Origin of the sequence: Thalassospira sp. A40-3 (assembly GCF_015871485.1) — a bacterium.
Classification (GTDB): Bacteria; Pseudomonadota; Alphaproteobacteria; order Rhodospirillales; family Thalassospiraceae; genus Thalassospira; species Thalassospira tepidiphila.
On sequence record NZ_CP065428.1, the window covers coordinates 3,145,807 to 3,171,295 of the forward strand.

Sequence of the window (25,489 nt, forward strand, 5' to 3'; positions counted from 1 at the left end):
GAATTGATTGATCTTTCACATCTGCGCGGCAAAACCATCACGGTTCTGGGTCTTGGGAAATCCGGACTTGCCAGTGTGAAGGCATTGATCAATGCAGGTGCCATCGTCTGGGCGTGGGATGACAACGCATCATCACGTGAACAGCTTGAACCGCTTGGCCTTGCCCCGATTAATCTGGCGGAATGTGACTGGACAGAACCCGACATGCTGGTGATCAGCCCGGGTATTCCGTCCACCTTCCCGACCCCGCATCCGGCGGCTGAAAAGGCACGCCGTGCGGGCAAACCGATCATTTGCGACGTCGAGTTGCTTTGTGTGGCGCAGCCTGATGTGCCCACACTTGCCATCACCGGCACCAACGGCAAATCAACCACCACAGCACTGACCGCCCACATCATCGGGCAGGCCGGGATCAAGACGCAGGCGGGCGGCAACCTTGGCAATGCGGCCCTAGGGCTTGAACCCTCCACCGCCGATGATTGTCTGGTTCTTGAACTGTCATCCTATCAGCTTGAACTGCTGGAACATGCGGCCTTTGATGCCTGTGCGCTTTTGAACATCACGCCGGATCATCTGGATCGTCATGGCGGACTGGATGGCTATATCGGCGCCAAGCACCTGATCTTTGCCCGTGCAAAGGGGCCGAAATGGGCGATCATTTCCATTGATGACGAGCCGTGTACCAAAATGGCGGTTGAACTGGCCCGTGAAGGCGGTCGGCACATCATCGAGGTTTCCGTCAAGCAACCGGTCGATCACGGCATCTATGTTGATGCGGATGGCTGGCTGATTGATGACATGACCGGCGCGCAAACCCGTATTCTGGACCTTGCGACCGTCAACCAGATGCCCGGACGCCACAACTGGCAAAACATTGCCTTTGCATATGGGCTCTGCCGTGCGCGCGGTGTGGATGCCACCCGGATCATTGACGGGATCATGTCCTTCCCGGGTCTGGCACATCGACAGGAATTGCTCGGCACCATTGATGGCGTGGTGTTTATCAATGACAGCAAGGCCACCAATGCCGAGGCATCAGAAAAGGCGCTTTCGGCCTATCACAACATCTACTGGATTGCCGGTGGTAAACCCAAGGAAGGCGGAATTGAGGGATTGCAGGAATTCTATCCCCACATCAAGAAAGCCTATCTGATCGGTGCCGCGACCAACGAATTTGCCGAAACCCTTGGTGATGATCTGCCATGGGAGAAATGCGAAACCCTTGATGTCGCAACCAAAATGGCCTTTGCCGACGCCAAGTCCAGCGGTGATCACAAACCGGTGGTGATGCTCACCCCGGCCTGCGCATCGTTTGATCAGTTTAAAAGCTTTGAGGCGCGCGGCGATGCCTTCCGCGATCTGTACAACGCATTGGCGAGTGGTGACATGACCGGGAAGGCAAACGCATGAAGTCCCTGTTTGGTCATAACACGAATATCGCCTTTTCGCGTGCCGATACCTCGGTTCTGGGGATCTGGTGGTGGACGGTCGATCGCTGGTTGCTGGCGGCCATCATCCTTCTGATGGGGATTGGCGCGCTTCTGGTGATGTCGGCAAGTCCGCCGGTTGCTGATCGCATCAATGTTGACAGTTTCCACTTTGTCACCCGCCAGTTCGTTTTCCTTGGCATGGCGACAGTCTGCATGTTTGCCATTTCGCTGTTGCCGGTGAAATGGGTGCGGCGTCTGGCGTCCTTCATGTTTCTGGGTGTGCTCTTTTTGCTGATCATCACCCCGTTCATCGGATCAGACATCAAGGGTGCAGTACGCTGGATCAACGTTGCCGGGATCAACCTGCAACCGTCCGAATTCCTCAAACCGGCCTTTGCGGTTGTCATTGCCTGGATGTTTGCCGAAGGGCGTCTCAACCCCAATTTCCCGGGCTATATCGTTTCAAGCCTGATGCTGGCTGTTTGTATCTTCCTTCTGATGATCCAGCCGGACTTTGGTCAGACCGTTGTCATCACCTCGATCTGGTCGGTGCAGATCTTCCTTGCCGGACTTCCGATCATTCTGGTGTTCTGTCTTGGGCTTGGCGCCGTTGGACTGGCCGTTACGGCCTATCTGATCTTGCCGCACGTTCAGTCGCGTGTGGACCGCTTCCTTGATCCGGCATCTGGTGACAGCTATCAGATCGAACGATCCATGGAAGCCTTCATGAGTGGTGGCATCATGGGCCGTGGCCCGGGAGAAGGCTGGGTCAAGAACTCCATCCCGGATGCCCATTCCGACTTCATCTTTGCCGTCGCTGGCGAGGAATTCGGTCTTCTGTTCTGTGTGCTGGTTGTCGGTGTCTTTACCTTCATCATCATGCGCGGTCTTTCGCGCCTGATGGGGGAACGCAACCTGTTTGTCGTTCTGGCCGTCACCGGCATTCTGGTTCAGTTCGGCTTGCAGGCCGTGATCAACATGGCTTCCACCCTGCAGTTGGTCCCGCCAAAGGGCATGACGTTGCCGTTTGTTTCCTATGGCGGGTCGGCCACGATCGGGATTGCGATTGGCATGGGATTTGTTCTGGCACTAACGCGAAAACGACCCGGCGAATAATTGCCATCACCCCTTTAAAACTTTCTGCATCAAAACGACAAAATCAGGTGTTATTCCACGCCCGGTTTGAAGGGATATTAACCTTTGTCGGGTTCTGATGGGGGTAACTGTCGGGGACCCTCCCCGCACTGCCGTCGTTTTAGATGTGGACAAGATGACTGACTTCGCTAACCCAGAACTTTCTGCCGTCGAGACACCGCTCGCAGGTCAGGTGATCGCCGTAACATCCGGTGGCACTGGCGGGCATATGTTTCCGGCTGTTGCCTTGTCCAAATCGCTGGTGCGTCGTGGTGCAAAGGTCCTGTTTTTCACCGATGCCCGTGCCGCACGCTATACCGAGGGCGTTGACGGCGTCGAAACCGTCATCCTGCCGGCCGGCGGCATTGCCGGCAAAGGCATCAAAGGCCGCCTGATCGGGGCCGCCCGGCTTGGCCTTGGCACGCTCAAGGCCCGCAAACGGATCAAAAAGACCAAACCCGCGGCCGTGATCGGCTTTGGTGGTTATGCCTCTATCCCGGCGACCATGTCGGCCAAGTGGCTTGGCATTCCCTATGCCATTCATGAACAAAACGCGGTTTTGGGCCGTGCTAACCGTCTTGTTGCCAGCAACGCACAGCGCATCGCGACATCCTTTGCCAAGGTCACGATGATTGCATCAAGTGACGAGGCCAAAGTGATCTGGACGGGCAATCCTGTCCGTGCCGAGGTCGCAGCCCTTGCCGCAACCGAGTACGAGGCCCCGACCAGCGACGGTCCGATCCGCCTTCTGATCACGGGCGGATCACAAGGCGCACGCATCCTGTCGGAAGTTCTGCCAACCGCACTGGTCAACCTGCCGGAGGCCATCCGCAAACGCCTGATTGTTACCCAACAGGCGCGAGAAGAAGATATCGATACGGTACGCAAGACCTATGACGGATCGCAAATCGACGTGACCCTGGCATCCTTCATCAGTGATATCCCCGAACGCCTGCGCGATTGCCATCTGGTAATTGCCCGTTCGGGGGCGTCGACTGTGGCGGAACTGACCGCGGCTGGACGTCCTGGTTTTCTCGTACCCCTGCCCCATGCCATTGATGATCATCAGCGTTACAATGCCCAGCAGATCGAAGATTCTGGTGGTGCGTGGCTTATGCCACAAGAACGTTTTAGCAGTGAGGCCGTCACAGATCGCCTGGCAAAACTTTTAACCAACTCCGCGGCGCTTACCCGTGCGGCAAAAGCCGCCAAAAGCAGTGGGCGCGCCAATGCCGCAGAGCGTTTGGCTGACATGGTGCTTGATATGCTGGGCCTGAACCCGGCAGGAAGCCCGGATAACAAAAACATGACGCAAGACCGAGGAGACTCTCAATGAACACCCTGCCGCTCAACATCGGCACCATCCACTTTGTCGGTATTGGTGGCATCGGCATGTCCGGTATTGCCGAAATCCTCAATAACCTCGGCTATTCCGTTCAGGGGTCGGACATTTCAGACAATGCCAATGTGCAGCGCCTGCGCGCCCTTGGCATCAAGGTCTTTGTCGGCCACAAGGAAGAAAACGTCGAAGACGCCAAGGTTGTTGTGATTTCAACCGCCGTCAAGCCGACCAACCCCGAAGTCGTTGCCGCGCGTGCCGCGATGATCCCGGTCGTGCGTCGTGCTGAAATGCTGGCCGAATTGATGCGTCTTAAGGCCGCCATTGCGATTGGCGGCACGCACGGCAAAACCACGACCACATCGCTGGTTGCGACCATGCTGGATGCGGCTGGCCTTGATCCTACAGTGATCAATGGCGGGATCATTAATTCATACGGCACCAATGCCCGCCTTGGCGAAGGCGACTGGATGGTGGTTGAGGCCGATGAGTCTGATGGTACCTTTGTCAAAGTACCGTCGACGATTTCAGTCGTGACCAACATTGACCCGGAACATCTGGATCACTGGAAAGATTTCGATCAACTGCGCGAAGCCTTCAAGAACTTCGTTCAGAACATCCCGTTCTATGGCTTTGCCGTTCTGTGCATCGACCATCCCGAAGTCCAGGCCCTTATCGGGCGCGTCACGGATCGCCGCATTTTCACGTTCGGCTTTTCGCCGCAGGCCGATGTCCGTGCGGTTAATGTGCGCACCAATATCGGCGACACCGTATTTGATGTCGTGATCCGCGAACGCGTCGATAGCGAAGAACGCGTGATCAAGGATGTCCGTTTACCGATGGTAGGCGATCATAACGTTTCGAACTCGTTGGCGGCGATCACGGTCGCGCTTGAACTTGGCATCCCGGATGAGAAAATCGTATCCGCCTTTGATGGCTTTACCGGCGTTAAACGTCGCTTCACCAAAACCGGTGAAGTCGATGGTGTCACCATTATCGACGATTATGGTCACCACCCGGTTGAAATCAAGGCGGTGCTGAAGGCCGCCCGTCAGGCAACCCAGAACAACGTGATTGCTGTGGTTCAGCCGCACCGTTATTCGCGCCTGCATGACCTGTTTGAAGATTTCTGCACCTGCTTTAACGATGCTGACAGTGTGATTGTTGCCGACGTTTACGAAGCCGGTGAAAGCCCGATTGAAGGCGCATCGCGTGATGCCCTTGTTGAAGGCCTGCGCAACCGTGGCCATCGCCATGTCAGCGCACTTGCAGGGCCGGAAAAACTGGCCGAAGTCATCAAAGCCGAAGCAAAGCCGGGCGATCTTGTTGTTTGCCTTGGTGCTGGTTCCATCAGCGCATGGGCAAATGCCCTGCCCGCCCAACTTGAAGCGATCAAGAACTGAGGCAGATATGAGCACGCCGAAACACCATACGCCCCTGATCGACCTCCTGCCCAAGGTGCGTGGCAAGCTGCGCGAAGGCGCACAACTTGCCAAAGTCACCTGGTTTCAGGTTGGTGGCCCGGCAGACGTGATGTTTCGCCCAGAAGACGAAGCCGACCTTGCCGCCTTCCTGAAAGGCAAACCGGCGGATATGCCAGTAACCGTGATCGGCGTTGGCTCGAACCTTTTGGTGCGCGATGGCGGCATTCGTGGGGTTGTCATCCGCCTTGGTCGCCCGTTTACCGACGTGGTGGTTGAAGATGGCGCGGTTCACGCCGGTGCCGGCGCGCTTGACCTCAATGTTGCGCAAACCGCACAGATGAACGGCATTGCCGGTCTGGAATTTCTGTCTGGAATTCCCGGCACCATCGGTGGGGCCTTACGCATGAATGCCGGGGCCTATGGCACCGAGATCAAGGATGTCCTTGTATCGGCAACCGCAATTGACGGCAGCGGCAACATTCACACCGTCACGCCAGATGAAATGAATATGACCTATCGCCACTGCGGGCTTCCGGAAGACTGGATTTTCACATCCGCAATCTTGCGCGCATCGTCCGGTGATCCCGAAGACATCGCCAAACGCATGGATGAAATCCAGAAGGCGCGCGCGGAATCGCAACCGATCAAATCACGCACCGGTGGATCGACCTTTGCCAATCCGGTGCCTGATCGCGCCTGGGAATTGATTGATGCCGCCGGATGCCGGGGACTTACCATCGGTGGCGCGCAGATGTCCGAACAGCATTGCAACTTCATGATCAATAAGGGCGATGCCTCCGCCCTTGATCTTGAACAGTTGGGCGAAGAGGTCCGCAGGCGGGTCAAAGAACACAGCGGCGTTGAGCTGCGCTGGGAAATCCGGCGCATTGGCGAACGCCTTGGCCACTCGATCATAGGAAAAGACGCATGAACAAACATGTCGCTGTCATTCTGGGCGGTTGGTCAGCAGAACGGGAAGTTTCCCTGTCCTCGGGGCGCGAATGCGCCAAGGCGTTGCGCGAGAAGGGCTATAAAGTCACCGAAATCGACGCAAACCGTGATCTCGCCCATCAATTGGCGGCCCTTGATCCCAAACCGGACGTGATTTTCAATGCCCTGCATGGCCGCTGGGGCGAAGATGGCGCGGTTCAGGGCCTGCTTGAAATCATGAACATCCCCTATACCCATTCCGGTGTTCGGGCATCGGCAATTGCTATGGACAAGATGTCCGCCAAGGCGATGTTTGCCGAATACGAAATTCCCTGCGCCCGTCATGTCTGGGTCACGCGCCAAGACATCGCATCTGGCAAGGCATTGCCGCCGCCCTATGTTTTGAAACCCAATAACGAGGGATCCTCGGTCGGGGTTGAAATCATCCTGACGGTCGAGGAAGAACAAAACATGCTGGCCCGTGATTGGGTCCATGGTGAAGGCGTCATGCAGGAAGAATTCATTCCCGGGCGCGAAATGACCGTTGCCGTCAAGGACGGCGAGGCGATGGAAGTCATCGAAATCCTGACCGGCAATCACGCATTTTATGACTTTGAATCCAAATATGCCCAGGGCGGCTCAGAACATATCGTTCCTGCCGACATCGAAGGCGATTTGCGCGATCGTCTGCAACGTCACGCCGAAGAAGCTTATAAGGCGCTTGGCTGCCGGGGTGTGGCACGCGCCGATTTCCGCTATGACCCGGAAAACCACCGTTTGGTAATCCTTGAGATTAACACCCAACCGGGCATGACGCCGACATCACTGGTCCCGGATGCCGCACGCCATGACGGCATGAGCTTTGCCGACATCGTTGCATGGATGGTGGAGGATGCATCGTGCGAACGCTAGAAGAACAGGCCCGCGAACGGCGCGAGAAGCTTGATAAACAACATAGCGTTGGCACCAACGTCAAAAAGATCGCGCGGGTCATGTGGTGGACCGGCTTCATTGGTGCCATCGTGATTGTTCCGACAGCCCTTGTTTATACCGGCAAGGCCGATAAATGGATGAGACTGGCGACGCAGGAAAGTGTTCGGCTTTCTGCCGCGTTTGGCATGACGGTCAAGAATATCGAAGTTTCAGGTCGCGAAAAAACCGACCCGAATGCCCTTTTGGCGGCCATCGGACAGAAACCGGGCACGCCGATCATTACATTTGATGTCGACGCCGCCCGCGAACGCATCGAAGAGCTTTCATGGATCCGAAGTGCTACCGTCGAACGCCAGTTGCCCGACACCCTCATCGTCTCGGTTGTTGAACGCAAACCACTGGCGATCTGGCAAACCGAGGGCCGCGACCATGTGTTGATCGATGGCGATGGCGAGCAACTTCAGAATTACGAACTTGGTGATTACCTTGATCTGCCAGTTCTTGTCGGTGACGATGCACCGAAAAGTGCGGCGGAAATGCTGACCACCCTGCAATCCATTCCGCACCTTTATGAACAGATCACCGGTGCCCAGCGCATCGGGCATCGTCGCTGGAACATCCAGCTTGCCAACGGCATGTTCATTCGCCTGCCTGAGGAAAACATGGAAAAGGCATGGCAGCGCCTCGAAGTCCTTGATCGCGAACACAGCATCCTTGATCGCGATGTTCTGATTGTTGATTTGCGCCTGCCCGACCGCACATTTGTCCGCCTCACACCCGGTGCCGCAGAACAAAGGCGTAATCCGCCAAAGAAGGAGGGCGCGGTCTGAACTGACCGCCCCGATACCCTCCCCATCCTGCGCCCCGTTTCAGACGCATAAAGCACTGACTTGCGCAATATCATGATTGTTTTTCCACCTTCTTTGCGTAGTTTCGCATGAAGATGCGTTATGCGACGGTCTGCCTTAACCAAATTGCAACCGCTTTTGGTCGAAAACAGGCTTAATAAGGTACGGTCAAAAAAAGTCCGACCACATAACCCATAAAAATTCAGAGCATTCAATTGGCACGCGGCAAAACCAGATCAGGATTGATTGCGGCATTGGACATTGGAACGTCCAAGGTCTGCTGCTTTATTGCACGACGTGAAAAGGACCAACCGCCGAAAATCATCGGCATTGGTCACAACATGTCCAAGGGCCTGCAAAGTGGATCAATTTCCAATCTTGATGCCGCACAGGAAGTCGTGCTTGCCGCGGTCAACGCCGCTGAAAAAATGGCGGGTCAGACCATCGACTCAGTCATTGTCAATCTGTCTGGCGGTCGACCGGAATCCGAAACCCACACGGTTGAGCTTCCGCTTGGCTCCCGCCCGATTGGCAATCTTGAGATCCGAAAACTCAATGATCAGAAGGAAGCCCTTCTGCGTCAGGCCGGTGATGAGCTGATCCATACTGTCCCATTGGGGTTCCGCCTTGACGGTGCCAACACCATGAATGATCCGCGCGGCATGTATGGATCGACCCTTGGTCTTGATCTGCATTTTGTACGAACGCAAACCGCACCCTTGCGCAATCTTGGCACCCTTCTGGCGCGTTGCCACCTTGCGATTGAGGAAACGGTCGTCACCCCGCTGGCATCGGGTCTGTCGGCCCTGACAGCCGATCAGCGCGATCTGGGCGCGACCGTGATTGATATGGGCGCAGGCACCACAAGTGTGGCGGTCTTTAATGCCGGTCAGGTGGTCTACACCACCTCGATCCCGGTCGGTGGTGCTCATGTCACGCGCGATATCGCCTATGGGCTCAATACGTCGCTTAATCATGCCGAACGCATGAAAACCCTGCATGGCAGTGCTTTGACCTCGCCGTCCGATGATCAGGAAATCCTCGCGGTTCCGACCATCGGCGATGAAGACGAAAACAATTTCAATCATGTGCCGCGCTCGATGCTGATCAACATCATCAAGCCGAGACTTGAAGAAACGTTCGAATTGATCCGCGATCAGTTGGAAGAACACGGCTTGTCGCAAATCGGTGGTCGCAGCATCGTTCTGACCGGTGGTGCCAGCCAATTGAACGCGATTGCCGATCTGGCCAGTCAGATGTTTGAACGTCCGGCCACGATTGCCCTGCCGCACGGTGTTTCGGGCCATGCCGAAGCCACCGCCGGACCTGCTTTTTCGGCCTGTTCGGGGCTGCTGTTGCGCGCTGTTGCACAACAGAACGACCCCCTGAGCGAAGCCATGGCGCAAATCCGTCAATCGGGTGGGCGTTGGGGCCGTTTGGGTGCCTGGTTCAAAGAGAACTTCTAGTTCGCACCCCCAAACGCACTTTTTTTATCCATTTTCCCGAAAACTTTTAGCCGCATTAAGAAGGCAATAACTCTTTGCCAGCTAAAACGGACTCGGAGGTCTTTGTGCCCGAAGTATTTCTGGCACGCACAGGCAAAGGGAAGGCTTGTGTAGGACCCTCAGCTCTAAAGCGCGGAGAGGAAGAGCAAACAATGAGTACAATCAGTTTTTCCGTTCCTGAAACGGAAGAAAACCTAAAACCAAAGATCACCGTTATCGGTGTCGGTGGTGCCGGCGGCAACGCCGTTAACAACATGATCGCATCCGAACTTGAAGGATGTGACTTTGTTGTTGCCAACACCGATTCTCAGGCCCTGACCCAAGCAAAAGCAACACGCAAGATGCAGCTTGGTCGCAAGATTACCCAGGGGCTGGGTGCAGGCGCACGTCCGGATGCGGGTAGTGCCGCCGCCGAAGAATCCATTGAAGAAATTCAGGCGCAGCTTGAAGGCAGCCACATGGTATTCATCACCGCCGGTATGGGCGGTGGTACGGGTACCGGTGCAGCCCCGGTCATTGCACGTGCGGCCAAAGAAGCCGGCATTCTGACCGTTGGTGTTGTTACCAAGCCGTTCCATTTCGAAGGCACGCGCCGCATGCGCACCGCCGAACAGGGTATCGAACAGCTTCAGCAGTATGTCGACACCCTGATTATCATTCCGAACCAGAACCTGTTCCGGGTCGCGAATGAAAAAACAACCTTCGCAGATGCCTTCCAGATGGCTGATGACGTTCTGCGCAACGGTGTCCGTTCGATTACCGACCTTATGATGGTCCCGGGTCTTGTGAACCTTGACTTTGCCGATATCCGCACTGTCATGAGCGAGATGGGCAAAGCCATGATGGGCACCGGTGAAGCATCGGGTGAAAAACGTGCACTTGAGGCTGCCGAGGCTGCAATAGCCAATCCGCTTCTTGAAGATGCCTCGATGAAGGGTGCCCGTGCGGTTCTTATCAACATCACCGGCGGCATGGATATGGCGCTGTATGAAGTTGACGAAGCCGCCAACCGCATCCGCGAGGAAGTTGCATCCGAAGCCAACATCATCTTCGGTTCGACCTTCGATCCGACCATCGAAGGTGCGCTTCGCGTTTCTGTTGTTGCAACCGGTATAGACGCCGAAGAAGTTCGCCGTCCGCAACCGACCACTGTTTCTGTTGCACAGCCTGTTTCCCAGAAACCGGCAGAACAGCCTGCCGCGGCACCGTCCTTCGCACAACATGGCGCAGGCAACGCAGCAGCCGCTGCTGCCCACAACACGGGTGCTGGTGACTATGCGGGTGGTGCGTCGGTTGATCACATTCCTGCTGATCGCTTTGCTGCAACCGGTAGCGCACAGCAGCCGGAAATCAGCCATCAGGCCGAAGCACAGGAAACCGGGTCGATTGAAATGGGCCAGACGGTCCTGAAACCGAAACCCGTTCTGCGTGCAGACAAGCCGGTCCAGAAACCCACCAGCAACGGCGACATGGCTTTCATTCCGCCGCGTGCTGTAACGCCAAGCGAAGCCGAGCATGCTCAGCACAGCCCGGACGTATTCGAGGCAGCTGATGCCCAGAATGCAACCTCGCCGCGTTCTGTTCTGAGCAGCCTGTTTGGCAAGAACAAGACCGCCAAGGAACCGCATAGCTATGCGGAGCCGAAAGTCTCGCAGCCGCAGGCTCCTGCGCCACGCCAGACCGAGATGCCGCTTGGCGAGGACAGCGAACATGTCATGAAGAAGGAGCCTGCTTCCCGGGGCAAGGCGCAAGGCGCGTCTGACGACCTTCTTGAAATTCCGGCCTTCCTTCGTCGTCAGGCCAACTGACGACGATCTCCGCGCGAAGATGGGGAAGGCTTAATGCCTTCCCCTTTTTTTTGGACGCACCAGCTTGGATGACGCTGTAATTCGGCAATTGTGACCAAAGCCCGTAAGCCAAACGGTTACAACCGGCTCAAAATACCCAGCAGAAATGCATTTTATTTATTAATTTCAAAGTACTATGAAGTTTACAAAGCGTAACAAAGAGTGATTTGAGTGATTGTTCGATCAACAGTAGTGTTCCAAACTAACAAAGCAGGGGCCAACCAATTTGAAGGTGGCTTTGAACATGCTTTGACGTTGATTGATGACAAACTGACTGACCTGATTTGGGGGTTCCTGTGAACAATATTGCCGATCTTGGTTCTGCTATCACGCAGACTGGCTTTTCCGGCGACGGTTATGTGCTCCAGCGCACGCTCAAAGCCTCTATCGGCTGTGCCGGTGTTGGTCTGCATTCCGGTCAGAAGATTCGCATTACCCTTCACCCTGCCCCTGCCGATCATGGCATTGTATTCCGCCGCACGGACCTGGATGACCAGCCGCTGTTTCCGGCACGTTACGATGGCGTGATCGATACCCGTCTTTGCACCTGCCTTGGTGATGCAGCCCGGGGCATCAAGATCGGGACCATCGAACATCTGATGGCCGCCCTTGCCGGTACGCGCATTGATAACGTGCTCATCGATATCGATGCCGACGAAGTTCCGGTCATGGATGGCAGTTCCGCCCCGTTTAACTTCCTGATTGATTGCGTTGGCATCGAAGAACTTGATGCCCCGCGTCAGGTCATTGAAGTCCTGAAACCGGTTGAAGTCGAATATAACGGCTGCACCGCACGCGTTGAACCGGCCAACGGGTTCGAGATCGATTTCGAAATCGATTTCGCCAGCAAGGCCATTGCCAACCAGCGCATGTCCGTAAAGTTCGATGACGGTGTGTTTGTGGCCGACATCGCACGTGCGCGCACCTTTGGCTTCCTGCATGAAGTTGAAGCCATGCGTTCTGCCGGTCTTGCCCGTGGTGGTTCGCTTGATAACGCGGTTGTTCTTTCCGGTGACGAAGTCATGAACGAGGAAGGCCTGCGTTACGAAGACGAATTCGTCCGCCACAAGATCCTTGATGCGCTGGGCGATCTTTATACCGCCGGCAACCAGTTGCAGGGCAAGGTCACCGCGTACAAATCTGGTCACCATGTCAACAATCTGCTGCTGCAGGCGTTGCTGGCCGACGAAGACGCTTATCGTGTTGTTCCGCTGACCAAGGCGGCCTTGCGCGGCGTTTCCGAGCCAATGCTTGCCACCGCCTGAAATCAGGCGTCACTGGTATCCAAATTATGAAAATGGCGGCCCGCGTGGTCGCCTTTTTTGTTTTCGGCGTTGGTTTTCAGTGTTCTGATCCGTGTCACAGCATTTAACATGGAATAAAAGTCGGCATTTGACGACACAACTACTTGCCCAAGCACGCCCTTCGCATGATATAGTCCGGCGGATTTTACGGTGAGTGCGTCAAAAATTTCGAGGATACGTCACAGTGCTAAGTACCGTTCGCGCCAAACACGTCATTGCAACTCTCGGCCTGTCGCTGATGCTTGCGGCATGTTCAAGCAATGATGCGCCGGAATATGTAGAACGTCCGGTTTCCGAACTGTATAACGGCGCGCAGGATCTGCTTGACGCCAAGGAATACCAACAGGCGGCCGAGGCATTTGACGAAGTCGAACGTCAGCACCCCTATTCGGTCTGGGCGACCAAGGCGACCCTGATGTCGGCTTATGCCTATTACCAGGACAACAAATACGATGATGCGATCAACGCACTGGATCGCTTTATCTCGTTGCATCCGGCCAACCCGGATGTGCCATATGCCTATTACCTCAAGGCGCTGTCCTATTACGAACAGATTTCCGACGTCGGCCGCGATCAGCAGATGACCCAGCACGCGATGGATGCGCTTGACGACGTCATTCGCCGCTTCCCTGACAGCAAATATGCTCGCGATGCCAAGCTGAAAAAGGACCTGACGGTCGATCACCTTGCGGGCAAGGAAATGGATGTCGGGCGCTATTATCAGGACCGCAGCGAATATCTGGCGGCAATCAACCGTTTCAAATCGGTGATCGAAAATTATCAGACCACCACCCACGTGCCAGAAGCCCTTGCACGCCTGACCGAATGCTATCTCGCGCTTGGTCTTGAAGGCGAAGCCAAACGGACCGCGGCCGTGCTTGGTCACAACTTCCCGGGCAGTGAATATTACAGCGAGTCCTATAGTCTCATGCTTGGTGAAGACGCACCGGAGCGCGAAGACAGCAGTTGGTGGGATGACACGACCAACGCCATATCCAGCCTGTTCTGATTTCAATCAAGCAAACCCTCGCAAGGCCAAGGGTTTGCTTGACAATCCGCCTTGCGACAAGATAGAACAAAAAAAGAACAACTTGCGGTTAATGTCTGATATCACTGCGTTTTGATCAAACGCCCTTGGGACGACATGATTGAATGTCGTTTCGCCTTCGCAAGGCTTGCAAGGCAGGGCGGGATTGGGCACTCTGCACATTCACAAACAAGTTTGGCTGTACCTGTCTGCTGCTCCGTTAACAACATCAGTACCCAGCAATGCTTCGACGCCTCAGCATTCGGAATGTAGTCCTTATCGACAAACTGGATCTCGATTTTCACGACGGGCTCAGCGTGCTCACAGGTGAAACGGGTGCCGGTAAATCGATCCTGCTTGACTCCCTTGGCCTCGCCCTGGGTGCGCGCGCCGATAGCGGCCTTGTCCGCCATGGCTGCGATAAGTGCAGTGTCACCGCAACCTTCAATCTGCCGCAGGGCCACCCGGTTTTCGGACTGCTGTCAGATCAGGATATTGATCTTGAGGGCGAAGACCTTGTTGTCCGACGGGTGGTAACGTCAGATGGCCGGTCGCGCGCCTATGTGAATGACCAGTCCGTCTCGGTCGGGCTGCTGCGTGATGTTGGTGATTACTGCGTCGAAATTCAGGGCCAGTTTGATCAGCACGGCCTTCTTGATCCCACCACCCACCGCGCGACACTTGATGCCCACGGCAATCTTGGCAACCTTGCCATGACCGTGCGCGACCATTGGCGCGCCTGGCGTGAAACCCAAAAGGAACTCAATGCCGCCCGCGCCCGAATTGACAAGGCGCGCGAGGAAGAGGAATGGCTGCGCCACGCCGTCGATGAGCTTGAAAAGCTCTCCCCCGAAGAAGGCGAAGAAGAACGCCTTGCCGAGGAACGCCAATTCCTGATGCATGGTGAAAAGCTGGTTGCCGCCCTGAATGATGCCGGCACGGAACTTTCGCGTGGCAAGGGTGCCGAAAGTGCCCTTCGCAGTGCACAGCGGTGCCTTGAACGTGAACTTGAAAAGGCCGATGGCCGGTTTGAACCGATTATCGAAGCCCTTGATCGTGCCGCGATCGAGCTTGAAGAAGCCAACAGGGCGATCTCGGCCACCTTGGCTGATCTTAATCTTGATACCGGTCATCAGGAAAATGTCGAGGAACGCCTGTTTGCCCTGCGCGCAGCCGCCCGCAAATACAATGTTCCGGTCGATGGGCTGAATGCGCTGATGAAGGATTTCCGGTCCCAGATCGATCAGCTTGAATTCGGCGAGAAGGAACTGAGCCGTCTGACCGCCGCCGTAAGCGAATATCGCAAAGCCTATATCGAAGCGGGCGAAAAGCTTCATGCGGCGCGCAAGGAAGCGGCCGCCAAGCTTGATGGCGCGATCAATGCCGAATTGCCGCCGCTTCGCATGGAAAAGGCGCGCTTTGTGACCGATATTGCCGAACTTGAAGAACCAGAATGGGGTCAGGACGGCATTGACCGGGTGCAGTTCACGGTCGCGACCAACCCCGGAAGCCCCCCGGGCGCGCTCAACAAAATCGCATCGGGGGGCGAGCTTTCGCGCTTCCTGCTGGCACTCAAGGTCGTGCTTGCGCGTGTCTCTGCCGTACCCAGTCTGGTCTTTGACGAGGTCGACAGTGGTGTCGGTGGCGCGACGGCAGCGGCCATTGGTCAGCGCCTGCATCTTCTGGCTCAGGAACGCCAGATCCTTGTGATCACCCATAGCCCACAGGTCGCCGCCCGTGGTCGCACGCATTTCTATATTGCCAAGCGCGAGGCAGAAGGCACCATGGTGACCCGCGTCGATGCCCTTGTCGATGGTGCGCGGCGCGAAGAAATCGCCCGTATGCTGGCCGGTCATTCCGTGACGGCAGAGGCGCGTGCCGCGGCCGACAGCCTGCTTGAACAACCCAATTGATCCCGGCGCCAACGCGTCGGCCCAACCTTGAATACGGAACAAAAAGAATATGAGCGCCGAACACGCGTCAAACATGTCCGAACTTCCCGAATTGCCGTCTTCGAGCACGGAGGCGCGCAAACAGCATGCCGAAATTTCTGAACGTATCCGGTCTTATAACGAGGCCTATCACGTCAATGACGACCCGCTGGTTTCGGATGCGACATATGATGCGCTGTTCAATCGCCTGATCGAACTGGAATCCCACTATCCGACGCTTAAGAAAAACAGCCCGACACAGGAAGTCGGTGCCGCTCCGGCCGAAGGCTTTGCCAAGGTCAAGCATGCCCGCCCGATGCTGTCACTTGGCAATGCATTTTCGCGCGAAGACATTGTCGATTTTCTTGCCCGTATTCGTCGCTTCCTGAACCTGACGGCGCACAGCCCGGTCGAAGTGGTTGGCGAACCCAAGATCGACGGCCTTTCCCTGTCACTGCGCTACGAAAACCGCCAACTGGTCACGGCTGCCACCCGTGGGGATGGATCGGAGGGCGAAGACGTTACCGCCAATGTCGCCCATATTAACGACATCCCCAAGACGCTTCCCGATGATGCGCCCGATGTCGTCGAAATCCGGGGCGAGGTTTATATGGCACGCTCTGCGTTTCAGAAACTGAACGCGACACAGGCCGAAACCGGCGGCAAGACCTTTGCCAATCCGCGCAACGCAGCGGCAGGATCGCTTCGCCAGCTTGATCCATCGATCAGTGCCAAACGCCCGCTTCGCTTCTTTGCCTATAGCTTTGGCGAACTGTCCGAAAGCCTGGCCCAGAACCAGTGGAATTTCCTGCAGAAGGTTGAAGGATGGGGCTTTGTCACCAATCCGCTGACCCGGTTGCTTCATAATGCCGATGACATCATGGCGTTCTATGACGAACTGGCAACCCAGCGCCCGGATCTTGATTACGACATTGATGGCATTGTTTATAAGGTCAATGACTTTGAACTGCAGCTGCGCCTTGGTTTTGTCAGCCGGTCACCACGCTGGGCGATTGCGCACAAATTCCCGGCCGAAAAAGCCCGCACCCGTGTAAATGCCATCGAAGTACAGGTTGGACGCACCGGCGCACTGACCCCGGTTGCACGATTGGAGCCGGTCACCGTTGGCGGTGTGGTGGTATCCAACGCCACCCTGCATAACCGTGACGAGATCGAACGTCTTGGCGTTCGGGTTGGCGACATGGTGGTCATTCAGCGTGCCGGCGATGTCATCCCGCAGGTGGTTGAAGTCATCCTTGATGAACGCCCGGAAGAGACCAGCGAATATCAGTTCCCTGACACCTGCCCGAAATGCGGCAGCCACGCCATGCGCGAAGAAGGCGAAGCCGTCACCCGGTGCACCGGCGGCTTGATCTGCCCGGCACAGGCGGTTGAACGCCTGAAACATTTCGTATCGCGCACAGCCTTTGATATCGATGGCCTGGGGGCGAAAAATGTCGAGGCGTTCTTTGAACTGGGTTGGCTGAAGTCGCCTGGCGATATTTTCCGCCTTGAAAGCGATCATGGCGATGCCATCCGCAAGCTTGAAGGTTGGGGCGAAAAATCCGCAACCAAGCTGTTCGACGGCATCAATGAACGGCGCACCATCGGGCTCGACAAGTTTATCTATGCACTTGGCATTCGCCAGATTGGACAGGCAACCGCAAAGCTTCTGGCACGCCATTATGGATCGCTTGCCGAATGGCGCAGTGCCATGGTTGCGGCCAATGAAGCCGACAGCGAAGCCCTTCGCGAACTGATCAACATTGATCAGATCGGCCCCGGTGTTGCCAAGGACCTGATCGAATTCATGGCCGAAGATCACAACCGCGAGGTTCTTGATGATCTGCAAGGGCTTTTGACCATCACCGATGTAGAAGCCCCACAAGTTAGCGACAATCCGGTCAATGGCAAAACCGTCGTCTTTACTGGCAAGCTCGAGTTGTTTTCACGCAACGAGGCCAAGGTCAAAGCCGAAAGTCTTGGTGCAAAGGTCGCCGGATCCGTATCGGCAAAAACCGATTATCTGGTTGCAGGACCGGGTGCGGGCTCCAAATTAAAGAAAGCAGAAGAATTAGGTGTTACAGTGCTTGATGAACAGGGATGGCTTGATCTGATTGCCACGGAATAAAAATGATCTAACCGGGGAGTGTGTGCTGATGGAAGACCTTGGAAGTTTTTTTCGCCGTTATGTCGACGCCCATCTGAAGCTTGAAGAAAACGCACTTGATGATTTCTTCCACTTCCCGTGCCTGATCAATGATCTGTCCGGCGTGCAGGCCATTGGCAGTTCAGACGATCTGCACAAATACCATCACTCATTCTTTGATGAACTGAAAAATGCTGATCTTGCCATGGCGAAATCCATGGTGATTGAACAACATTCCGCCCTTCCCGGTGGGGCGCGTGCAATTGTTTCGTTCCGCTTTGGCAATTCAGAAAACAACCTGATCTTTGATTGCGACTATGCGTTCGCGCTGCTCAAGCAGGATGAAAAGTGGAAAGTCATCTTTGCCCAGCTTGATGAAATCAGATACAGCGACCTGTATTGAGGCCCGCATGGTGCCCGCCCTTCCCCACCGCCTGATCACACTTGGTTTTGCCCTGATGCTGGGATGCTTTCCGGCAGTATCAAAGGCCGACCCTGACTTTGACACCCTGTCGGGCACGGCGCGTGCGGTTGATGCTGATACGCTTGAGTTCGGCTTCAAACGTGTTGATCTGTGGGGGGCGGATGCCATGAACCGTTTTCAGGAATGTCTGATCAACGGCCAAAGCACAGCCTGCGGTGCCGAAGCATGGCAGGTGACCACCAACCTTCTGGTCGCGACACCCATCACGTGCGAAGTCCGCGGGAAAAACCGGTACCATCGCAACATGGCCGTTTGCCGAAATGCCAACGGGGTTGATATTGGACAAAGCCTGATTATTCGGGGCATGGCGGTTGCCCGCCCCGATCAGATGCCGGAATACGAAGCCTATGAAAATCAGGCGCGACAGGCACGCACCGGCGTCTGGGCAGGAGAATTTATCGATCCGCTGAAATGGCGGCGCGGTGAACGTTTACCCGAACATGAAATTGAAGTTCGCCGCTGGCAGCGTGACGAATAACGTCAAACCCAATTAGCGTTGCGACGTCCCGCCCGATGCAAACGGCCGTGCCAGCAACCTGCCCAGCCCCGCCAGCGTAAAGCTGTTTTTAAGTGACGCCACACCAAGTGTAACCACCACAAACCCAACCAATTGCGGTACTGTCAGAACTTCGCCAAGGAACAGCCAGGCGGCGAAGAATGTCATGGCTGGCCCCGAAAGCGATATCAACGATGCCTGCGTCGCCCCGATCCTGCGAATGCCCTCGTACAGCAGGAAGAACGGAAGAACGGTGCAAAAGATCGAAATGCCTGCCGTCCACATGATACCGGCCACATTCAGGTTCAGCGGGTTTTGCACGATCAGTTGGTAACTCACCATGCAAATACCGGCCATGGTGTTGATCAGGGCTGCAAAATGCATCGACCCGATAACGGTAATCATCCGCTGTCCGAAATAGAGATAAATCGCATAGGTCACGGCAGAACCGAACGCCCAAGCCGCCCCGTACCAAAGTGCCTGCGACACTTCGCCAAACCCGCCCGGTGCCAGCACCAAAACAAGTCCGACATAGGTTATGACAAAGCAGACAATCTGGCGAAATGGCGGAAAGCGCCGTTTATGGAGCGCTTCAAGGATCATCACGACAGCCGGGAACGTAAACAGCACGATCCTTGAAACGGTGACCTCAATCAACGAAACGGCGGTAAAATCAAACAAGGCCGCAAGAAAAAACAGCCCGCCATAAAGCCCGCCCCATGCAAGATCGACCGGCTTCATCTTGCGGTCGCCCGGCCTGTTTTTACCAAACAAAACCACACCAAGCCAAAAGAGCGGCATCGCGATCAAAAACCGCAACAGCAATAGGCCATCCACTGTCATGCCTGTGGCATAAACAAATTTTGCCAGAAGGCCTTTCATGGCCAAGGCAGCTGTCGCAAGCAACACGATGGTCAGCGCGGAACCCGCAGGCGACACGACAGGCGTAACAACCTGTTGCCCGGGCTCAGAAGGTGACGGTGGTGGCGTCATGAGTTTCTCCGATCCTCTATCGGTTGCCATAGTTACCCGTGAACTGCCATTATTCAATTCGAATTAATTGCTATCAGATATCAGCTTTGGCTATATCTAGCAGGCACATGGATGCGCAAAGCTGCTCAGGATCACGCCCGATGGATATCAAACAACTTCGAAGCTTTGTACATATTGCCGAACTCGGAAGCCTGTCACGCGCGGCAGAGCGACTTAATTTGTCGCAGCCTGCACTCAGTCGGCAGCTGAACCTTCTCGAAGAGGCGCTTGACACCAAACTGTTGGAACGCACCGGACGCGGTGTCAAATTGACCGAAGCAGGCCAGATGCTTGCCGAACGGGCCCGCGTGATCCTGACCGATCTTGCCCGGCTTGAAGCGGATCTTTCGGCCCGCAGCAGTCAGGTGACAGGCCATGTGCATGTCGGCGTTCCGCCCAGCGCCGGGATCGTCATTACCGGGGCTTTGATTGAAACTCTGCGCGATCGGTACCCGGACCTTAACATCACGGTTGCCGAAGACCTGACGGGTGATGTGCAGGAAGGACTACTTTCGGGGCGACTTGATATCGGCATCCTACATGACGGCATGATTTCACGCAGCCTTCATGCCGAACAGCTATGGCGTGAAGACCTGTTTCTGATTTCCCACCCCTCACAGGTCGGCGAACAGGAAACCGAAATCGCCTATGAAGATGTTTTGTCCCTGCCACTCATCATGCCGACCAACAAGCACGGGCTGCGCGCCATGATGCAGGAAGCGGCCTTTCGCGCCGGACGGCCGTTGACCCCGGTGGTCGAGGCCGATGCCCTTCGCGTTTTGGTCGATCTGGTGACGCGCAATGTCGGGCATACCGTCTTGCCGCGCAGTTCGCTGGTTCAGGAACTTTCGACCGGGCGTCTCAAGGCACGGCGCATCACCAACCCTGAACTGTCGCGCAAGGTGATGCTGTCCTGGTTACAGGATCGCCCGCTGAGTGCCGGGGGCAAGGCGGTTGTCGATACATTGCGTGATCTTGCTGGCACTGTTCCGATGGCCAACCCAAAATAGGCCAACAAGGGCTCTGATAAACAAAACCCCGACCAAATCATCCTTCGGTCGGGGTTTTTATCATCGTATCAATCGTTGGGATCAGACGGGTGCCTGACTGTCCGACGATTTTTGCCAAAGATTGATACCGGCATCCCCGGCATATTTATCGATTTCGGCCAACTCGTCTGCGCTGAATTCAAGGTTATTGAGCGCATCAAGGCTGTTATCAAGCTGCTGAACATGACGTGCACCAATCAGGGCAGAGGTCACCTCGGGACGGCGCAGCACCCAGGCAATCGCCATCTGGGCCAAGCTTTGACCACGACGTTTGGCGATCTCGTTCAGTGCGCGAACGCGATTGATGTTTTCGTCGCTCAGCATGCCTTTCTGGAAGGATCCTTCAAGGGCGGCACGTGAATCCTCTGGCACGCCATTCAGGTACTTGTTGGTCAAAAGACCCTGTGCAAGCGGCGAAAAGGCGATGCAGCCCATGCCAAGCTCGGAAAGGGTATCAAGCAGACCATCCTCGACCCAGCGATTGACCATCGAATAGGACGGCTGATGAATGACGCACGGCGTTCCCATGTCCTTGAGGATCGCATGCGCTTCGCGGGTCATTTCCGGGGAATAGGACGAAATCCCGACATAAAGCGCCTTGCCCGAACGCACGATCTGATCAAGTGCGCCCATGGTTTCGGCAAGCGGGGTGTTGGGATCAACCCGGTGGGAATAGAAGATATCGACATAATCCAGCCCCATCCGCTTAAGGCTTTGATCAAGGCTGGAAATCAGGTACTTGCGCGACCCCCATTCCCCAAACGGTCCCGGCCACATGCGATAGCCAGCCTTGGTGGAAATGATCAACTCGTCACGGTGCTTTTTAAGATCCTGCGACAACACCTTGCCAAAGTTTTCTTCGGCCGAACCCGGCGGCGGGCCATAGTTGTTGGCAAGATCAAAGTGGAACACACCGCGATCAAACGCGCGGCGGACCATCGCCCGCTGGGTTTCATAAACATCGACGCCACCGAAATTCTGCCACAGACCAAGCGTGATTTTCGGCAGAAGCAATCCACTGCGCCCGCAACGGTCCCAGTTTTCATCGTTATAGCGATCAGGATTTGCCATCCACTGGGCTTCGACTTCAGCCATATATTCCTCCTGCTTTCAGAAGCGGTTTACCGCTTTTCTTGAATCGATCCAATGCAGTCTTAATAGGGCATTCGACCCTGTTTGTCAGTGCCTAGTACACAGCGAGAAATCAGTCTGATTTCTTTTTGATCGGCGCTGTTGCGTTTTGCAGCCATTCACGATGATCATCATCGAGATCATCGGCATACATCGCATAGACCTGTGCGTGGTAATCGTTAAGCCACTGCAGCTCGTCCCTGGTCATCAATTCCGGATCGATCAGTTTGCGGTCAATCGGCGAGAAAGTCAGCGTTTCAAAGCCAAGCATCTTGCGATCTGCCCCAATCGGCGCATCGATTTCAGTTACCGCAATCAGGTTTTCAATGCGAACGCCGTATTCGCCTTCCTTATAAAAGCCCGGCTCGTTCGAAAGGATCATGCCCGGTTTCAGGGCCACCGTGTTCGGCGCCTTGGAAATACGTTGCGGACCTTCATGCACACCAAGGTAGCTGCCAACGCCGTGGCCTGTGCCATGGTCAAAATCAAGCCCGGCTTCCCATAGCGGCATGCGTGCCAGCGTATCAAGCTGTTGGCCTGTCGTTCCAACCGGGAATACCGCGCGGGCAAGGGCAATATGCCCCTTCAGCACGCGGGTGAAGCGGTCGCGATGTTCCTGCGTCGGATTCCCGATCACGGTCGTGCGCGTGATATCGGTGGTGCCATCAAGATATTGCGCGCCGGAATCAATCAGGAAAATCTCGCCCGGGGTCAGATTGCGGTTGGTTTCCGGAGTATTGCGGTAATGGCAAAGCGCCCCGTTCGGGCCACTGCCCGGAATGGTTTCAAAGCTTGAATCACGGAACAACGGATCTTCGGCACGCATTGATAGCAACATGTCGGCTGCCGCGCGTTCGTCGATATCACCGTTGGCGGCCGTTTCATCAAGCCATTTGAAATAACGAATGATCTTTTCGCCGTCGCGTTTGTGGGCCTTGCGCGAACCTTCAAGTTCGACCTCGTTCTTGCAGGCCTTCGGAATGGCGACCGGATCACGCCCGACACGCACGGTGGCACCGGCGTCGGACAATTTCATGCGCAGCCAGTCGGCTGCAGTGGCTTCATCCAGACGCACAGCCTGATTGCCCATCGCCTTCAGGGCATCCCCGAGTTCGCCCGGTGCCCGCAAGGTTGCCTCACCCGACAGCCATTTGAGCGTTTCTGGCGCGATCTTGCGTTCGTCCATGAAAAGTTCGACCGAGGCATCGCCGTTGATGATCGCATAGCCAAGTGCAAGCGGTGTTTGCGGCACATCGGCACCACGGATATTCAAAAGCCACGCGATGCTGTCAGGTGCCGACAGAATGGCGCTGTCGCACGAAATGCGCGACAGGATTTCGGCAATCTGGGTGCGCTTTTCAAAACTGGATTTACCGGCATATTCCATCGGATGCGGGCGCACCGGGCCAAGCGGCAGGTGCGGCTGGGCATGCCAGATGGCGTCAATCGGGTTGGTATCAATCGCGATCAGTTCAGCTCCCACGGCTTCACAGGCAGACCGCAGATGGGTCGCCTGTTGCACGGTATGCAGCCACGGATCATAAGCCAGCTTCTCGCCCGATTTCAGATGATCATGCAACCAGCCGACAACTGGTTCTTCAACCAGGTGGCGGTATTCGAACAGATCACGGTTAACTTGCTGACGCACCTGAATGGTGTAACGGCCATCGACAAAAACAGCGGCCTTGTTGCGCAAGACAACGGCCGCGCCCGCAGATCCGGTAAAGCCGGTCAGCCACGCCAGACGTTCGGCCCGTGCTGGCACATTTTCACCCTGATGTTCATCCGCACGCGGCACAATAAAGCCGTCAACGCCCTTGGCCGTCAGATAGGTGCGCAAGGCATCCAGTCGATGGGCGGCGTCAAAATCATCCTTGGCCATTTTAAAAAGCGTTTTGCGCTCATCCCGCAGGGCCAGCAATTCTGCCCGCAGGGCATCATCCGGGGATTGGCAAATCAGATCAATCCAGTCTTCTCGCGTGCTGCCCTGGGCTGCGGCCAGAACACCGTCAATCAGGTCGATGACAGCGCTAACATCCTTGTCGACATTGGCAGCTTCAAGCAGTTTGGCAAGTTGAGCATCACCGGAATTGGCCATGAAGATCCTCTTTAAAACATGTGGGGCATTGGGCAGGTGGTAAGACCTATGTAAGGGTTTGTGCCGATGTCGCGCAAGCACCAAAGAACTTTCGGACATACTACGCCCTTTTCCCCGCCCGAAACACCGGTGCATGCATCCCGCGTATGAATGCGTTGCAACCTTCGCAATGCACATTAGCCAAAGGTTAACGTATGACAGTCCCGCGACAAAAAGATGGCCCGTCGGGACGTCAATTTGCTGGAGACCATGAACGGTGATCCGTTTTCCTATTACTGCCTTGAGCGTCATACAATCCCGTCGTCGCCAGACGGCCTATGACGGCCTTGAGCGCCTGGCCATTGGTCAGAAAACTGCGCTCGGTCTTGATACTGGCCCTGCCCATCCGGCAGACGACATTGCGGATCGAACTAAAAACGACCCGCAAGATGCCAAGGATACGGAATAACGGATCAATCCCGCCCGGGTTGGTCTGCATCAAAAGACGAAGCGCAGGATCACGGTTCATGATCCTTGCGGCATTTTTGTCTTTTCCCTCTGAAACGGCCCTGCTTCTCCACAGCAGGGCCGTTTCTTTTTGACCAGTCGCAGGCCAGCACGCCATAGTGCCCCAAACAGTAAATCATCATCACGATGCGGAGTGGAAATGACCAAGACAGTTCTGATCACCGGTGGGTCACGCGGTATCGGACGCGCAACTGCTGTTCTGTTTGCCGCCAAGGGCTGGAACGTTGCGCTAAGCTTTGTTGGCAATCAGGAAAGTGCTGATGAAACATGTGCGATGTGCGAGCGCGCCGGATTTACCGGCAATGTGATTGCCCGCAAATGCGATGTCCGCGATGAAGACAGCGTTATTGCCCTGTTTGAGGCCGCACGTGATCGGTTTGGCGCGATTGACGCCGTGGTCAATAATGCTGGCATTGTCGCCCGGCAAAGCACACTTGCGGATATGGATATTGATCGCATGAAAGCCGTGTTCGATACCAACGTGCTGGGTGCCTATCTGGTTGCACGCGAAGCCGCACGAACCCTTCGTTCCGGTACCGCTATCGTCAATGTTTCGTCCATTGCTGCAAAGCTTGGGTCACCTGGCGAATATATTGATTACGCCGGATCAAAAGCGGCAATCGACACGCTGACTATCGGCCTTGCCAAGGAACTCGGTCCGAAAGGGATTCGTGTCAATGCCGTGCGCCCGGGCATCATTGAAACCGATATTCATGCAAGTGGTGGCCGCCCGGAACGCGCCCATGAACTTGGCCCGAATTGCCCATTGGGACGTGCCGGCGACCCGCAGGAAGTCGCCCAAAGCATCTTTTGGCTTATCTCGGGCGACGCGTCCTATGTCACAGGCAGCATCATTGATGTATCAGGCGGCCGGTAGCGCGACCGATCAAG

21 protein-coding genes are annotated in these 25,489 nt (G+C 55.7%); 17 read left to right on the plus strand and 4 right to left on the minus strand.

From position 1 onward, the window contains the following. Positions 1-3: 3 nt before the first annotated feature. From murD to IT893_RS14600, 15 genes are all read left to right on the plus strand, one after another. Entirely contained in the window at positions 4-1,410 is a 1,407-nt protein-coding gene (gene murD / locus IT893_RS14530) for a UDP-N-acetylmuramoyl-L-alanine--D-glutamate ligase (RefSeq protein ID WP_197145601.1), read from the plus strand. Beyond that, complete coding sequence (ftsW, locus tag IT893_RS14535) at positions 1,407-2,546, plus strand: putative lipid II flippase FtsW (protein WP_008889595.1); 1,140 nt, start codon at positions 1,407-1,409, stop codon at positions 2,544-2,546. The genes murD and ftsW overlap by 4 nt, the downstream gene beginning before the upstream one ends. Positions 2,547-2,700: 154 nt before the next feature. Further along, positions 2,701-3,900: an undecaprenyldiphospho-muramoylpentapeptide beta-N-acetylglucosaminyltransferase gene (gene murG / locus IT893_RS14540; RefSeq protein ID WP_197145602.1), complete on the plus strand. Its 1,200-nt coding sequence runs from the start codon at positions 2,701-2,703 to the stop codon at positions 3,898-3,900. Then, a complete protein-coding gene (gene murC, locus IT893_RS14545) occupies positions 3,897-5,306 on the plus strand; it encodes a UDP-N-acetylmuramate--L-alanine ligase (protein WP_197145603.1) in 1,410 nt (469 codons plus the stop codon). Before murG ends, murC begins: the two co-directional genes overlap by 4 nt. Positions 5,307-5,313: 7 nt before the next feature. Continuing rightward, positions 5,314-6,258, plus strand: coding sequence for a UDP-N-acetylmuramate dehydrogenase (gene murB, locus IT893_RS14550; protein WP_197145604.1), 945 nt, complete (start codon positions 5,314-5,316; stop codon positions 6,256-6,258). After that, entirely contained in the window at positions 6,255-7,169 is a 915-nt protein-coding gene (locus IT893_RS14555; RefSeq protein WP_197145605.1) for a D-alanine--D-alanine ligase, read from the plus strand. Before murB ends, IT893_RS14555 begins: the two co-directional genes overlap by 4 nt. Then, the gene (locus tag IT893_RS14560) at positions 7,157-8,020 is read left to right on the plus strand and encodes a cell division protein FtsQ/DivIB (protein WP_197145606.1); all 864 of its coding nucleotides are present in this window, start codon (positions 7,157-7,159) and stop codon (positions 8,018-8,020) included. The genes IT893_RS14555 and IT893_RS14560 overlap by 13 nt, the downstream gene beginning before the upstream one ends. Positions 8,021-8,292: 272 nt before the next feature. Continuing rightward, complete coding sequence (gene ftsA, locus IT893_RS14565) at positions 8,293-9,504, plus strand: cell division protein FtsA (RefSeq protein ID WP_252723966.1); 1,212 nt, start codon at positions 8,293-8,295, stop codon at positions 9,502-9,504. A gap of 191 nt (positions 9,505-9,695) precedes the next feature. Continuing rightward, positions 9,696-11,351, plus strand: a complete 1,656-nt coding sequence (gene ftsZ / locus IT893_RS14570) for a cell division protein FtsZ (protein ID WP_197145608.1) — start codon at positions 9,696-9,698, stop codon at positions 11,349-11,351. A gap of 335 nt (positions 11,352-11,686) precedes the next feature. Further along, positions 11,687-12,655 carry a UDP-3-O-acyl-N-acetylglucosamine deacetylase gene (gene lpxC / locus IT893_RS14575; protein WP_083996922.1) on the plus strand — a complete coding sequence of 323 codons (969 nt, stop codon included), beginning with the start codon at positions 11,687-11,689 and terminating at the stop codon, positions 12,653-12,655. A 223-nt stretch (positions 12,656-12,878) separates the two neighbouring features. Further along, a complete protein-coding gene (locus tag IT893_RS14580; RefSeq protein WP_197145609.1) occupies positions 12,879-13,703 on the plus strand; it encodes an outer membrane protein assembly factor BamD in 825 nt (274 codons plus the stop codon). Positions 13,704-13,963: 260 nt separating this feature from the next. Continuing rightward, complete coding sequence (recN, locus tag IT893_RS14585; protein ID WP_197145610.1) at positions 13,964-15,634, plus strand: DNA repair protein RecN; 1,671 nt, start codon at positions 13,964-13,966, stop codon at positions 15,632-15,634. 49 nt (positions 15,635-15,683) lie between these two features. After that, positions 15,684-17,783, plus strand: a complete 2,100-nt coding sequence (ligA, locus tag IT893_RS14590) for an NAD-dependent DNA ligase LigA (RefSeq protein WP_197145611.1) — start codon at positions 15,684-15,686, stop codon at positions 17,781-17,783. 28 nt (positions 17,784-17,811) lie between these two features. Continuing rightward, a complete protein-coding gene (locus IT893_RS14595) occupies positions 17,812-18,204 on the plus strand; it encodes a hypothetical protein (RefSeq protein WP_063088828.1) in 393 nt (130 codons plus the stop codon). After that, a complete protein-coding gene (locus IT893_RS14600) occupies positions 18,164-18,763 on the plus strand; it encodes a thermonuclease family protein (RefSeq protein WP_252723967.1) in 600 nt (199 codons plus the stop codon). Before IT893_RS14595 ends, IT893_RS14600 begins: the two co-directional genes overlap by 41 nt. Before the next feature lie 12 nt (positions 18,764-18,775). Here the strand turns inward: IT893_RS14600 and IT893_RS14605 are convergent, their stop codons facing one another. Next, positions 18,776-19,774 (minus strand): DMT family transporter, encoded by a 999-nt coding sequence (locus tag IT893_RS14605; protein ID WP_197145612.1) that lies wholly within the window; start codon positions 19,772-19,774, stop codon positions 18,776-18,778. 140 nt (positions 19,775-19,914) lie between these two features. On the opposite strand from IT893_RS14605, the gene IT893_RS14610 reads away from it, so the two are divergent. Further along, positions 19,915-20,823 (plus strand): LysR family transcriptional regulator, encoded by a 909-nt coding sequence (locus IT893_RS14610; RefSeq protein ID WP_197145613.1) that lies wholly within the window; start codon positions 19,915-19,917, stop codon positions 20,821-20,823. A gap of 81 nt (positions 20,824-20,904) precedes the next feature. Here the strand turns inward: IT893_RS14610 and mgrA are convergent, their stop codons facing one another. The 3 genes from mgrA to IT893_RS14625 all read right to left on the minus strand — a co-directional run bounded on the left by mgrA (position 20,905) and on the right by IT893_RS14625 (position 24,599). Beyond that, positions 20,905-21,957, minus strand: a complete 1,053-nt coding sequence (gene mgrA, locus IT893_RS14615) for an L-glyceraldehyde 3-phosphate reductase (RefSeq protein ID WP_197145614.1) — start codon at positions 21,955-21,957, stop codon at positions 20,905-20,907. Between the two features lie 109 nt (positions 21,958-22,066). Beyond that, positions 22,067-24,091: an aminopeptidase P family protein gene (locus IT893_RS14620; RefSeq protein ID WP_197145615.1), complete on the minus strand. Its 2,025-nt coding sequence runs from the start codon at positions 24,089-24,091 to the stop codon at positions 22,067-22,069. Positions 24,092-24,323: 232 nt separating this feature from the next. Beyond that, positions 24,324-24,599, minus strand: a complete 276-nt coding sequence (locus tag IT893_RS14625; protein WP_197145616.1) for a hypothetical protein — start codon at positions 24,597-24,599, stop codon at positions 24,324-24,326. A 138-nt stretch (positions 24,600-24,737) separates the two neighbouring features. Between IT893_RS14625 and IT893_RS14630 the strand changes: the two genes are divergently transcribed. Then, positions 24,738-25,475 (plus strand): SDR family oxidoreductase, encoded by a 738-nt coding sequence (locus IT893_RS14630; RefSeq protein WP_197145617.1) that lies wholly within the window; start codon positions 24,738-24,740, stop codon positions 25,473-25,475. The last annotated feature ends 14 nt before the right edge of the window (positions 25,476-25,489 follow it).

Excerpts from the sequence above, each read along its gene's own strand:
- ftsW (WP_008889595.1), top strand. The coding sequence starts at position 1,407 with ATGAAGTCCCTGTTTGGTCATAACACGAATATCGCCTTTTCGCGTGCC.
- murG (WP_197145602.1), top strand. The coding sequence starts at position 2,701 with ATGACTGACTTCGCTAACCCAGAACTTTCTGCCGTCGAGACACCGCTC.
- murC (WP_197145603.1), top strand. The coding sequence starts at position 3,897 with ATGAACACCCTGCCGCTCAACATCGGCACCATCCACTTTGTCGGTATT.
- murB (WP_197145604.1), top strand. The coding sequence starts at position 5,314 with ATGAGCACGCCGAAACACCATACGCCCCTGATCGACCTCCTGCCCAAG.
- IT893_RS14555 (WP_197145605.1), top strand. The coding sequence starts at position 6,255 with ATGAACAAACATGTCGCTGTCATTCTGGGCGGTTGGTCAGCAGAACGG.
- ftsZ (WP_197145608.1), top strand. The coding sequence starts at position 9,696 with ATGAGTACAATCAGTTTTTCCGTTCCTGAAACGGAAGAAAACCTAAAA.
- recN (WP_197145610.1), top strand. The coding sequence starts at position 13,964 with ATGCTTCGACGCCTCAGCATTCGGAATGTAGTCCTTATCGACAAACTG.
- ligA (WP_197145611.1), top strand. The coding sequence starts at position 15,684 with ATGAGCGCCGAACACGCGTCAAACATGTCCGAACTTCCCGAATTGCCG.
- IT893_RS14595 (WP_063088828.1), top strand. The coding sequence starts at position 17,812 with ATGGAAGACCTTGGAAGTTTTTTTCGCCGTTATGTCGACGCCCATCTG.
- IT893_RS14605 (WP_197145612.1), bottom strand. The coding sequence starts at position 19,774 with ATGACGCCACCACCGTCACCTTCTGAGCCCGGGCAACAGGTTGTTACG.
- IT893_RS14610 (WP_197145613.1), top strand. The coding sequence starts at position 19,915 with ATGGATATCAAACAACTTCGAAGCTTTGTACATATTGCCGAACTCGGA.
- mgrA (WP_197145614.1), bottom strand. The coding sequence starts at position 21,957 with ATGGCTGAAGTCGAAGCCCAGTGGATGGCAAATCCTGATCGCTATAAC.
- IT893_RS14620 (WP_197145615.1), bottom strand. The coding sequence starts at position 24,091 with ATGGCCAATTCCGGTGATGCTCAACTTGCCAAACTGCTTGAAGCTGCC.
- IT893_RS14625 (WP_197145616.1), bottom strand. The coding sequence starts at position 24,599 with ATGAACCGTGATCCTGCGCTTCGTCTTTTGATGCAGACCAACCCGGGC.
- IT893_RS14630 (WP_197145617.1), top strand. The coding sequence starts at position 24,738 with ATGACCAAGACAGTTCTGATCACCGGTGGGTCACGCGGTATCGGACGC.